This window comes from Methanosarcina sp. 2.H.A.1B.4 (assembly GCF_000979385.1).
Lineage (GTDB): Archaea > Halobacteriota > Methanosarcinia > Methanosarcinales > Methanosarcinaceae > Methanosarcina.
The window spans coordinates 1-12,432 of record NZ_JJOV01000085.1 but is presented as its reverse complement, the minus strand read 5'-3'; the positions used below and the strand labels follow the sequence as shown (position 1 = coordinate 12,432).

The 12,432-nt window shown below is 43.6% G+C and carries 12 protein-coding genes; 9 read left to right on the top strand and 3 right to left on the bottom strand.

The window, feature by feature from the left end; translation table 11 throughout:
- From EO92_RS14010 to EO92_RS13990, 5 genes are all read left to right on the top strand, one after another.
- Positions 1 to 462 (top strand): 50S ribosomal protein L30, encoded by a 462-nt coding sequence (locus EO92_RS14010; protein ID WP_048133908.1) that lies wholly within the window; start codon positions 1 to 3, stop codon positions 460 to 462.
- 10 nt (positions 463 to 472) lie between these two features.
- On the top strand, positions 473 to 895 hold the full coding sequence (locus EO92_RS14005) for an uL15m family ribosomal protein (RefSeq protein WP_048133909.1): 423 nt from the start codon (positions 473 to 475) through the stop codon (positions 893 to 895).
- A gap of 142 nt (positions 896 to 1,037) precedes the next feature.
- Positions 1,038 to 2,513: a preprotein translocase subunit SecY gene (gene secY / locus EO92_RS14000; RefSeq protein ID WP_048172505.1), complete on the top strand. Its 1,476-nt coding sequence runs from the start codon at positions 1,038 to 1,040 to the stop codon at positions 2,511 to 2,513.
- Between the two features lie 93 nt (positions 2,514 to 2,606).
- On the top strand, positions 2,607 to 3,254 hold the full coding sequence (locus tag EO92_RS13995) for an adenylate kinase (RefSeq protein WP_048172503.1): 648 nt from the start codon (positions 2,607 to 2,609) through the stop codon (positions 3,252 to 3,254).
- A gap of 296 nt (positions 3,255 to 3,550) precedes the next feature.
- Positions 3,551 to 3,829 carry a winged helix-turn-helix domain-containing protein gene (locus EO92_RS13990; RefSeq protein ID WP_048133914.1) on the top strand — a complete coding sequence of 93 codons (279 nt, stop codon included), beginning with the start codon at positions 3,551 to 3,553 and terminating at the stop codon, positions 3,827 to 3,829.
- Positions 3,830 to 3,923: 94 nt separating this feature from the next.
- On the opposite strand, the gene EO92_RS13985 is transcribed toward EO92_RS13990, so the two are convergent.
- On the bottom strand, positions 3,924 to 4,469 hold the full coding sequence (locus EO92_RS13985; protein ID WP_048172502.1) for a carbonate dehydratase: 546 nt from the start codon (positions 4,467 to 4,469) through the stop codon (positions 3,924 to 3,926).
- Between the two features lie 467 nt (positions 4,470 to 4,936).
- Positions 4,937 to 5,299: a phosphoribosyl-AMP cyclohydrolase gene (hisI, locus tag EO92_RS13980; RefSeq protein ID WP_048133917.1), complete on the bottom strand. Its 363-nt coding sequence runs from the start codon at positions 5,297 to 5,299 to the stop codon at positions 4,937 to 4,939.
- Between the two features lie 390 nt (positions 5,300 to 5,689).
- Between hisI and EO92_RS16805 the strand changes: the two genes are divergently transcribed.
- Complete coding sequence (locus tag EO92_RS16805; protein ID WP_156165841.1) at positions 5,690 to 7,636, top strand: S8 family serine peptidase; 1,947 nt, start codon at positions 5,690 to 5,692, stop codon at positions 7,634 to 7,636.
- Positions 7,637 to 7,746: 110 nt separating this feature from the next.
- Here EO92_RS16805 and EO92_RS13965 read toward each other — a convergent pair whose 3' ends face one another.
- Positions 7,747 to 9,726 (bottom strand): amylo-alpha-1,6-glucosidase, encoded by a 1,980-nt coding sequence (locus EO92_RS13965; protein ID WP_048172497.1) that lies wholly within the window; start codon positions 9,724 to 9,726, stop codon positions 7,747 to 7,749.
- Between the two features lie 160 nt (positions 9,727 to 9,886).
- Here EO92_RS13965 and EO92_RS13960 point away from each other — a divergent pair, with 160 nt between their 5' ends.
- From EO92_RS13960 to EO92_RS13950, 3 genes are all read left to right on the top strand, one after another.
- On the top strand, positions 9,887 to 11,032 hold the full coding sequence (locus EO92_RS13960; RefSeq protein ID WP_048172495.1) for a hypothetical protein: 1,146 nt from the start codon (positions 9,887 to 9,889) through the stop codon (positions 11,030 to 11,032).
- Positions 11,033 to 11,332: 300 nt separating this feature from the next.
- On the top strand, positions 11,333 to 11,653 hold the full coding sequence (locus EO92_RS13955) for an iron-sulfur cluster assembly accessory protein (RefSeq protein WP_048133923.1): 321 nt from the start codon (positions 11,333 to 11,335) through the stop codon (positions 11,651 to 11,653).
- Positions 11,654 to 11,740: 87 nt separating this feature from the next.
- Positions 11,741 to 12,091, top strand: coding sequence for a nascent polypeptide-associated complex protein (locus tag EO92_RS13950; RefSeq protein WP_048133924.1), 351 nt, complete (start codon positions 11,741 to 11,743; stop codon positions 12,089 to 12,091).
- The last annotated feature ends 341 nt before the right edge of the window (positions 12,092 to 12,432 follow it).

The following is a 12,432-nucleotide window of genomic DNA, read 5'->3' as shown; positions in this document are numbered from 1 at the left end:
ATGTATGCAGTTGTGAGAATGAGAGGTCCGGTCAACGTACGCTATACCATTGAGGATACCATGAAGATGCTCCGCCTGCACAAAATTAACCACTGTGTGTTTGTGCCGGAAAACCCTCATTACAATGGTATGGTCCAGAAAGTGAAGGACTACGTTGCATACGGAAAGATTGATGCAAAAATCCTTGCAGAAGTCCTTGAAAACCGCGGAAGGCTTGAAGGCGACACCCGCCTCACAGAAGAATACATCCGTGAAAACACGGACTATGATTCCATACAGGCCTTTGCAGAAGCCGTTGTCGAGGGAAAAGCCTCCCTTAAGGATGTCCCAAAACTGAAGCCTGTTTTCAGGCTTCACCCGGCCAGAAAAGGACATGCTGGGATTAAGAGGACAGTACAGCAGGGTGGCGTACTCGGAAACCACGATGAAAATATCAACGTGCTTCTGCACAAGATGAGATAAGGTGGTTTAAATGGATACTAAGAAGTTCAGAGGGTCCAGGACCTGCGGAGGCGGGACCCATAAAAACAGGCGTGGAGCCGGAAACCGCGGAGGCCGTGGGAAAGCCGGTGGCTGTAAACACCACTTCGTAAGAGCTATGATGCGTGGGTACAGCTACGGTAAGCACGGATTCAAGCGCCCTGATGGAATATCAAAGGACGTTTCCATAGTAAATGTTGGAGAGCTCGACGAACTTGCCCCCTATCTTGTTGAAGAAGGGCTTGCGGAAGTTAAGGACGGCGCATACCACATTAACCTTGAAAATCTCGGAATCGAGAAGGTACTTGGAAGCGGACGTGTCATGAAGAACCTTGTGGTCACTTCAGAGGAATTTTCAGCATCTGCCCGCGAAAAAATAGAAAACGCTGGTGGAAGTTGCATCGATGCCGAATAAGTAGTGTCATCCCGACCCTACTTATTTCATTCTTTTAGTAACTTTTTATATTAGATGTGCTATATACCTTTTATCTTACGGTAAAACATAATCTAATATTTATTATAGTCTAAATAAATGTATATTTTGAATGGTGTAATCGATGACTCTCAGGGATACATTAGAACCGTTTTTTAACAAGTTACCCGCAGTAGCAAGTCCGGAAAAACACGTCCACTTTAAGGATAAACTCTGGTGGACTCTGGGAGTTCTGGTGCTGTACTTTGCTCTTGCAAATGTGCCGCTCTTCGGAATGTCTCAGGATTCTGTTGACCTTTTTGAATCTTACCGTGCCTTCTTTGCCGGGGCTTCTGGATCTTTAGTCCTTCTCGGTATCGGGCCAATTGTCACGGCTTCTATTATTCTGCAGCTTCTTGTTGGGGCAGACATTATAAAAATGGACCTTTCTAACCCCAAAGATCAGGCATTCTTTCAGGGAGCCCAGAAGTTCCTTGTCATTGTCATGATCCTTCTGGAAGCTCTACCGCAGCTTCTTGGCGGATACATCCAGCCGGATCCGGGGCTTGCTTCTACTCTTGGTGTAGGCCTGGGAGTGATCACTTTACTGCTCCTTGTCCAGATCTTTATCGGAGGCATGCTGATCCTCTTCATGGATGAAGTGATTTCCAAGTGGGGTATCGGGTCAGGAGTTGGGCTTTTCATCGTTGCAGGAATCTCCCAGCAGATCGTTACAGGTATCTTTAACTGGCAACTTGAGGAAGGGCTTCCTGTCGGACTCATTCCCAAATGGATTTACATTGCCCAGAACACCGGGGCAGACTATCTCTTCTCCGGTGAAGGTCTGATGTTCCTGCTGGTCAGAGGAGGAATCCTCGCTCTCGTGAGCACGGTTCTCATCTTCTTGCTTGTTGTATATGTAGAGAGTACAAGAATTGAGATCCCTCTCGCCCACAGTGCGGTTAGAGGGGCAAGGGGACGCTTCCCTGTCAAACTCATATACGCATCAGTCCTGCCCATGATCCTTGTCAGGGCTCTTCAGGCTAACGTTCAGATGGTCGGGATCATCCTTTCCGGCAGAGGGATTACCTTCCTCGGAGAATTCAGCGGCTCAAAGCCACTGAACGGAATCATGTATTACCTGGCTCCCATACACAGCCCATATGACTGGATACCGTCCCTTGTGAGGGAATCCTTTGCAGCCTATGGGGTAGCTGCTCCAGCTACCTGGCAGATTACCCTTCACGTCCTCATGGATGCCATAATGTTGATCGGAGGCGGGATTATATTTGCCCTCTTCTGGATAGAAACCACAGGCATGGGTGCAAAGCCCACAGCCCAGAAGATATTCAATTCCGGAATGCAGATCCCTGGTTTCAGGCGGAACATCGGCAGTATTGAAAAGGTTATGCAGCGCTATATTCCAAAGGTTACCGTGATAGGAGGAGCTTTCATTGGGGTTCTCACCCTGGTTGCAAGTCTACTCGGTACTCTCGGAAGTGCCGGAGGTACCGGACTGCTGCTTACAGTAAGCATTGTGTACCGTCTGTACGAGGATATCGCTTCCGAGCAGATGATGGAGATGCACCCGATGATTCGTTCCTTCTTCGGGGAGCAGTAAGGGCGGGTAAACCTCTAACTGCAGAGATAACTGAAAAAGATCGGTCAGAAAGGAAAACAATCAAATAAAAGGACACAAAAAGGGGATCTTCGAATGAACATAATACTCTTCGGCCCCCCGGGTGCTGGCAAAGGTACCCAGGCCAAAAAACTGGTTGATTTCTATGGAATTCCGCAGATTTCCACAGGGGATATACTGCGGGCAAATGTTAGAGAAGGAACGGAACTGGGCCTTGCAGCCAAAGCATATATGGACAAGGGAGAACTTGTCCCTGATCAGGTGCTTATTGGTATAATTAAAAACCGCCTGACAGAAGCAGACTGCAAAAAAGGTTTCATTCTTGACGGATACCCGAGGACTGTCCCCCAGGCTGATGCCCTGGAAGCAATCCTTGATGAAATTGACAAGCCCATCGATGTCGTCCTCAACCTTGAGGTACCTGACGAAATGCTTGTAGGAAGAATAAGCGGGCGTTTGATGTGCAAATGTGGAGCAAGCTACCACGTAACCTCCAACCCGCCAAAGAAAGACAACATATGTGACAGCTGCGGCAGCGAGATCTTCCAGCGCGTCGATGATACTGCAGAAGCCGTCCAGAACCGCCTGGATGTCTACAAAAAGCAGACCCAGCCGCTTATCAACTACTATAAAGAAAAAGTTATCCTTGTCACTCTTAATGGTACAAAGGATATAAATGTGGTCTTTGAGGATATTAAGGCAATTCTTGCAAAGTTTGCCTGAACTCCTCCTTTCTTTTTTTTGTTTTTACTTTTTTGTTATTTTATGGATTTCTGTGCAACAGATATTTGTCATCTTACGTCTTTTTTGTTACACTCGCCTGCATGGAGATCGGAAGAAGGGGATAATGCCGCAATTCCAGCTGTCCAGCTAATGGCAGTGAAAAACAGGGAGCTTGCAGAAAAGCTTTAAAATTAGAGAAAAGAACTTGTCTAGATTGCGTGACAGAGTGATTAAATTTTAAATATTATGCGACTGCTTATCTCAGTAGGAAGCTTTTGCTGGAGAATCTGACTTACATGACTGAAAACTCTATAGACGAACTGATAAAGTGGGTTATCAGCGTTGACCGCCGCCTGATACTTATGGAGTCCATGAAAAGGCATAATGCAGTGAGGGCTTCGGATATCGCCCATGAAGCAAGCAGGTCTACACAAAATATCAGTCGCGCTTTAAAAGAACTTGAGGAAAGGGATTTAATCGAGTGCCTGACTCCTGAGAAAACGACCTGGAAAAAATACATGCTTACAGATAAAGGAAAAAAGATTCTGGAAAAGCTGGAGGGAAAATACCTTTAATTTTGGTCAGATACATTCTATCTGAACCACTTCTTTTTCTTCCTAAGGGATAATTCCGGATGGTATAATTTTTACCTTTTACAGTATTTTTCCTTCAGCTCTCTTCTCTGAGTCTTAGATAACCTTCCACAAGGTCAATATTGGCCCTGACAACCGATCTTTTGAACTCGGTCAGGTCTTTTGTGATATCCTCAAGAACATCAGCACAGTCCTGGCTGGTGACCACGGCCCCATCAGGTACCATCCTGCCTGAAGAAATTTCTACTCCACGAACAATGGCCTTGTGGAGAATAAGCGTATCTTTCCCAATATTGCAGTCAAACACCACTGCCCCGAACCCTATGAAGCAACTTTCTCCAATCAGGCAGGGCCCGTGGACAATGCAGCCGTGGGCAAGGGAAGTATTTTTGCCGATCAGCACTTCGGAATGTGAGAGGGAATGGACCACGACATTGTCCTGTACATTGCAGCCGCTGTGAACGGTTATGGATGATCCGGGCTCGTCTGCCCTGAGGACTGCATTGGGCCCGACGAATACATCATCTGCAATACTTACGTTTCCGATTATTACTGCAGTTTCGGATATCCATGCCTTTTTGCTGACTCTTGGGTGCTGTTTATGGGGGTTTGGTAGATGCATTTTTTACCTCTTTTATGTGGGGATGCGCACGGAATCCCGTTTGGAATTTCTATCCCGAATCAGGCTCTCTGTTTTCAGGCTTCAAAGCTTTTTTATGATAAATTATGATAAGTTATTTAAAACTATGTTTTTATTCAACACCCCCTGAAAATATACTCCAATATTTTTTCCAGGAAATAGCTCATGGAAAGCGTAGTTCTTCTGGCGAGAAATGTGAGAAAAAAGGAAAGTTAACGTGTCCTGAGTGAGTTCAAAAAGGAATAACAGATAACTGTATTTAAGGATGAAGACATTTCAGAACAGAGTTTTAAGGAAGACAATAGGTGTTTCAAAAAATCAAACATAACAAGGGACGAAAAATGTAAAAAATTGAAAAAATAGAATATTACATTCAGAAAAAAAAACTGAAGCAATATAAGGAAAGCAATATAAGGAAAGCAATATAAGGGAAACAATATAAGGGAGGCTCAGTAAACGTCCTCAGGCTCAAAGACCTTTTCTCCTACAACCTCTCCTTCGAGATTTCGGTAGAAACATGACCTGTACCCCATGTGACAGGCTCCTCCGATCTGTTCAACGAACAGGAGAATGGAATCCATGTCACAATCGATCCGGATCTCCTTCACTTTTTGCAAATTTCCCGACGTTTCCCCTTTTTTCCAGAGTTGCTTCCGGCTACGGCTCCAGAAATGAGCGATTCCTGTCTCTACAGTCTTTTCAAGGGCTTCCCGGTTCATATAGGCGCACATCAGAACCTCCCTGCTAACCTGGTCCTGAACTACGGCAAGGATCAGGCCGTTTTCATATTTCAGGGTATCAAAGTCAATCATGGGGGATAGATTGCCAAACTAGTATAAAAAGAGAGGTCTACCATCCTGAGAATAAATCCCCAATTCTGACTAAGGATGATAATACTCCAATTATGTAAAACAAGTAATAAAATTTGCGAAGATATATATTGTATTCTGCTTAAAAGTTTATGGAAGAAACAAAGTTTGGCACTTAATGAGCTAGTTTCAAAATCCCGATTATTCATGTTTTTATCTAAAGCAGATTTTCCATTTGACTTGATGATCTTGATTTCTTTACTCCGAAAAATTGGCATGGAAGGATTAGAGGTAGTTTTGAAACAAGCTCAATATATAACAAAAACAGATTTATAACAACTATATATAAAACCCGTGGATGAGAAGATGAGTTTCAGACTTAGGAGTAAAATTGTGCCCCTATTGGTACTATACGGATTACTTATAGGGTCAATTATTCCAGTCTCTGCACTGGATACAGTGGACAGCAAATCTTACGATATTTATGAGAAGCTGACTATCGACGTGCAGGGGGACCAGAAATATGTACCCGGAGAAATCCTTGTGAAGTTCAATCCCGGCGTCTCCGAAGAAAAGATAAAAAACATCAATGCCGGACACGGGACGCAGGCAACTTACACCAGCCCTTACGCGGGATTCAAGATATTGAAAATCCCAAAGACAAAAACCGTTGAAGAGATGGCAGAGATCTACAGCAAAAACCCGAATGTTGAATATGCCGTACCCAACGCCATCATGTGCGCATTTATGGTACCCAATGATGAATATTACTATTTACAGTGGAATTTCAAAGCCTTCGAAACCGGAGTGGGTGGTGGGATCAACCTTGAACCTGCATGGGACATCTCTACAGGAGATGGAGCAATTGTTGCAGTACTTGACACGGGAGTTGCATATGAAAATAACGACCCTTATATTGTAGCTCCGGACCTTGCGAATACAAATTTTGTTCAAGGTTACGACTTTGTCAATAACGATGAACACCCGAACGACGATAACGGGCATGGAACCCATGTCACCGGAACCATAGCCCAGAGTACCAACAATGAAGATGGTGTTGCAGGTGTAGCATATGACTGCTCTATAATGCCTGTTAAAGTGCTTGACGGAGCCGGAAGTGGAGCCCTCCAGCAACTTATTGACGGGATATATTTCGCAACCAATAACAACGCGGATGTCATAAGCATGAGCCTGGGTTTTCCCCCGAGTTACTATCCGGGCCCGGCCCTTGATGCTGCTCTCGACTACGCATACAACAATGGAGTTACCATCGTTGCTGCAGCCGGAAATGACAATACTCGCGTTGTCAGCTACCCAGCAGCTTATGAAAAATGCATCGCAGTTGGGGCCACGAGATATGATGGAAAGCGCGCATATTATTCAAATTATGGCTATGCTCTGGATGTCATGGCCCCGGGGGGAGACATGACAGTAGACCAAAACGGGGATGGGTACAAGGACGGAATCCTTCAGAATACATTCAACACCACAACTAAAGACCCGATAGACTTCAACTACTGGTTCTTCCAGGGCACATCCATGGCAACTCCACATGTATCAGGTGTTGCCGCACTATTGATATCTGAAGGAGCAAACGGACCTGATGAAGTAAGGACTGCAATACAAAATACGGCGACAGATCTAGGCACTTCGGGCTGGGACAAGTATTATGGATATGGGATTGTAAACGCAAAAGCTGCCCTTGACTCCATTCAAGGCCAGCCGACTGTAAACATCCAGCCATTAGCCGAAGCAGGAGGGCCGTACACTGGAACCATAGGAACTGCAGTAACATTTAATGGTTCAGCTTCATCTGACTCTGACGGGAATATTGTATCATATGAATGGGACTTCGGGGATGAAAGCACGGGCTCAGGCGAGGCTCCAGAACACCTCTACTCTACTAATGGAACCTATACCGTCAACCTCACCGTAACCGATGACGGAGGAGCAACAGATACCGATGAAGCTACCGTAACTATAGGAACAGATACAAATGACAAATTAATCAGCGTTTCCAGTGTTGAGATAACACCAATCAGCAGAAAAGCCGGAAAGAATACCTTTGTTTACGCAAAGGCAACCATTACCATCAAAACCACAGACGAAACCCCTGCCACTGTAGAAGGAGCTACCGTATCAGGCAAGTGGAGCGAGGCAACCTCTGATATAGATTTTGACATTACAAACAACGAGGGAACTGTGACAGTATACTCAGATGAGGTCAAGTACATAAAAGGAACCACCTTGAGATTCACCTTCACAGTCAACGATGTAAGTCATCCTGAAATACTTTGGGACGGAGAAGAAATATCCGAAACAGGAACATATTCTTCTTAACTCCAAAAAAATGAGCATCTAAAAGAAAGTAGGTCAAAATTCATGTCCCTTAAAGGGACAAAATATTTCCTTTTTAAAAAAAAACTCTGAAAAAACCAGAAGTTCTGTTCTCACGGTTTGATCCCAAGAACGTCCTCAACATACGCCCTTAAAATCTCTGCAACACTCCAGGCCTGGGCAATGCAGCCCCCGGGAGAGTAAGGGAAATCCCCATCAAATACCTCGGAAATAGTGCCGACACCTGCCGTTTCAAGATGCATATCAAAACCTTTGAGGAGGGAACGCATAGCTTCAAGGCTCTCTTTTGAGTAGTTGTGTACTTTCCTGTAGGCTTTGACATAGGACCCAAGAAGCCAGGGCCAGACGGTTCCGTTGTGGTAGGCCATGTCCCTTATTTGAGGCCCTCCCTGATAGCGTCCCCTATAAGAGGGATTATCCATTGAAAGTGTCCTGAGCCCGAAAGGCGTGAGCAGATCCTTTTCCACCCTGTCCACAATAGCCTTTTCTTTCTCAGAAGAAAGCATTGTGTAAGGGAGCGCTACTGCAAAAATCTGGTTAGGGCGGATCGACGGATCTTTAATATGATTTCCCGCCTCATCCTCAGTCACGACATCATAGAGGCAGTTAGTCTCCGGATTCCAGAAAACGTCTTCAAAGTTAGATGCCACCCCGGCTGCAAGAGTTTCATATGGAGCAGTTTCTTTGCCAAGGAGACCTCCGAGTCTGGAAGCAGTTTTCAGAGCATTATACCAGAGGGCATTGATCTCACAGGCTTTACCTGCCCTTGGGGTCACCGGATTATCTCCTATTTTAGCATCCATCCAGGTCAGTTGAGGGCCCTGTCGAATAAGATAATCAGAGTCCATGCCAATTCCAAAATCTGTACCCTTACGGTAATTATCTATAATACTCTCTACAGTATCCCAAACATCAGAGAGAAACAGTAAATCTTTTGTGTATGCGAAATATCGGCCAAGGGCATGAATAAACCAGAGAGAAGCATCCACTGTATTATATACTGGCTCTCCTCCGAGAGCCGGGAAAGTGTTAGGAACCAATCCCCTCCGGCAGTGCCTTGCAAAGTTTTTGAGAGTGGACCTGGCTTCATCGAATCGATGGGGAACTAAAAGAAGACCCGGTAAAGAAATCATGGTGTCCCGTCCCCAGTCAGCAAACCAATGATATCCAGCAATCACCGACTTCTTGCCTGTAGAGGGATTCTTAACAATAAAAGAGTCAGTTGCCCTGAGAAGCTTAAGGGCGAAAGGTTCAGTAAGCCTGGAATTAAAAGCAAAAAGATTCTGTCGATAAACCTCCCTTGTATAGAGTTCCTCAACTTGCTCAAGAGTAAGAGAAGAAATATGCTCGGTTGAAGCAACAATAAAAAAACGGGAAGTTCCCAATTTGAGTTTGCTTTCGAAATAACCGGGGTTAAAGTTGTCTTCCTGGAAGGCAAGTCCGCGATCCTTTTCAGCATCATACTCAAAATTGTAGTACCACATTGGATTACGATGGTACTGGAGATTAGACAAAAGCGAGAAAGAAAAACCATTCGAACTTTCCAGTTTTAATCCTGTAGAATCGGCTTCCTGATAAAAGGAAAGGTTTCCGGAGCGAGTAGTGGAATGGAAATCTCTTGAGTTTACCATAGGGAAAATTCTTAGCAAAGCTCCCTCTTTTCTGGATCTGACATCATAAACAATACAGATCGTATTATTATTATGAACCATGAAGACCTTTTTCTTCACGGTAAAAACGTCGGGCTGGTAAACCCAGAGGGGAAAGGGGGCAAGAATGAATTTGGAAAGATAATTAAAACCCATAGGAGAAACAGTGCCTGGATATTTATGGGTTGCAAGTCGATAGACTTCTTCATTGATAGAAATTTCCTCATCGAGAGAAGAAAGTAACAAAATCCTTCCTGGAGAATTTTCCGGAGCTGCTACAAGTAGTCCGTGATAAGTCCTTGTATCTGCTCCAATGACTGTTGATGAAGCATATCCTCCAAGCCCGTTCCCTATAATCCATTCTTTTTTTATACCTTCTTCATAAGTAGAAAATGAATCTGCTCCAAGCCTGATCCCACTCATACATACATGATTAGGATTTGATTTATTATATAGTTGTATGTTTGGAAGGAGGGGTTTAAACATAGAAAGAAGTATACAGTATAATAAGTTTTAAGATAATTATATTTCAATTGTAAACATAAACTATTTTAGTTGTACAGGACATAAAAAAGTGAGAATCATGAATCAAGACCTTTTAGAAATCCTTGTTGATATCTTCAAATCATCCGGATACAATGTAATAATATCCAGCCAGTCTGATATCCGTGTAGAGAAAAATGGGCATCAAGCTTATGTCATGTGCGCCCTGAAACCAGACTACGAGGAGATAAAATCTTTTTCTGAAAAGATAGAAGCTTGTACCGGAATCTATGTGATGACCCAGAAAATGTCGGGAAAATTGAATGACTACGCAGCTGAACTCGGAATATACATATGGGACAGAGACGAACTAGCTCTCCAGATCGGAAGGGCAGTTCTGGCAAATATGGAAAGAAAATCGAGTGCTTATCAGACGGAATCTGAAATACCTTTAAAAGAATCCCAGAACCAGGTAGAAACTACCCCTGAACTCACCAGAGAAAACTGGGGAGAGGAAGGCTTCAGACAGGAGCTTTACTCCGATGGAAGACTTGTACCACTTCAAGATATGGCGAGAGAAACAGAAAAAATCTCTTTTGAGCCCAGAACCCTGCCAAAGCCAGTTGAGGAGAGAAAACCTTTACAGCGACTGGAAAACAGCGAAATTTCCAGAATTGAGCCGTATGATATGCTGAACATACAATCTGTAGAACCCAGGATATCTAAAGATCAGGCAATTATCATTGCAAAACCCTATATCAGCAGCCCTAAAGACGCGGTTTTGAAATTTGTACCTTTCTGGAAGTATTCCTACAGTGTTGAGGCAGAAAAACGGTTCAGATCAAAAGTGATGAGCATTACAGGAGAAGGGGATGGCTATCTTAATGCTCTGAACAAGTCAAAAGAAAATATTGATATAGAAGGTCTTGGGAATCCGACCAGGATTCCGGCAGTGCAGTATGAGGTAAAGCGGCCTAATGTAGATAAAAAACAGGCAGAGAAGATCCTTCTTGATTTAATAATACAGGAAAATACACGTGAGATGCGCTTTAACAATCTGGAAGGGCAGGCAATTATCTATGAACAGAAGAGCATCAGCCCAAAAGCCGATGAAATAGAACTTGACATGGATCTGGTATATATTCCTGTGTGGGAAGTAAAGGGTAAAAGGAATTCCCTTGAGATCAATGCTTATAATGCCAGCGTGCTTGAAGAACCTATAGATGAAGATGCTGAATTCCTTTAAGAGAGACCTGGAAAAAGATTGGAAGAAAAAGTATTGGAAGAAAAATATATAAGATATGAAATATATGTAGGTCTTGGGAGAAAAACGGATTTCCAGGAGAAGGAATCTGCCCTTCGAAGACTTATTTGATAAAAATTTTTCAGATAAAAGAGATGCCATCTCGCATAAGCGTTATATGTATTAGATGCAAGATTATATAACGCTGATGAGTTATCTATAAGCTGTAACGGATGACATTTTATAGAAAATAAAGGTCTTCAGTATTTTAAAATTATCAAAAATAAAAAGAGGTATATATAAATGATTGAAGTAACAGAAAAAGCTGCTGCAGAACTGAAAACACTGTTGGAACAGGAAGGAAAATCTGACCTTGCACTCAGGGTCTTTGTTGCTGGAGTAGCCTGCAGTGGAGTCCAGTACGGACTTGCCCTTGATGATGAAGTGAAGGAAGACGATGTGACGATGGAAAGCAACGGAATTAAGCTGGTAATGGCAAAAGACATCGAGAGCAGCTTCACTGAAGGCAGCATTGATTACGTTGAAGATGAAAACGGAAAAGGCTTCCTTATCCGCAACCTCGGTGCCGGTGGCGGATGCGGTACCTGTGGTGGATGCCATTAAATAAAAGCAAAAAACTCACAGGGACATGAAAAAATACCCGAACCTGAAGAAGCAAATAAAAAATGAAAACAAAGGAGAAGGGAATTTATGTTTCCAGGAATGGGAGGCCGAGGGACGAACCCGGCTAAAATGAAACAGATGATGAAGCAGATGGGGATTGATGTTAAGGAGCTTAAGGACATTGAAGAGGTTATTATAAAGACTGCGAACTCTAATATAATTATTGAGAACGCAAATGTCACTATAATGACAGTCCAGGGTTCGGAAACATATCAGATTGTAGGTGATGCAAAGGAAGTCCCAAAATCTCTGGAAATCCCTGCCGAAGACATCAAACTCGTAATGGAGCAGACCGGCGTCTCCGAAGAAGATGCCAGAAAAGCCCTGAAGAACTCAAACGGAGATCTGGCAGAAGCCATTGTGGCACTTTCTGCCTGATCCCTTTTCTTCATTTTACTAACCCGTTATCTTTTTAAAAATTCAAAGTTGGATAGTTCTGCCTGAACATTTTATTTCAGGTGTTCTCCTGAGCATTAATTTCAAGATTTTTCCGAGTATTTTTCTGGACGCCTTATCCAGTTCACTCTAAATATCTTATCTACGCTGAACACTTCAGTCTATTTTTAGGTTATAAGAATCCTTCCTACGATAAGCCCTGGTTTATGTTGAAGTAGCGTGTCCCCTTCGGAACTTAGACAGGGTGCCGGAATAGAAATCCAGCAATTCAAATGGATTCGAACTCGCTTTTAGAGAAGCAGAGCTAAAAGAGAGCCGGAACA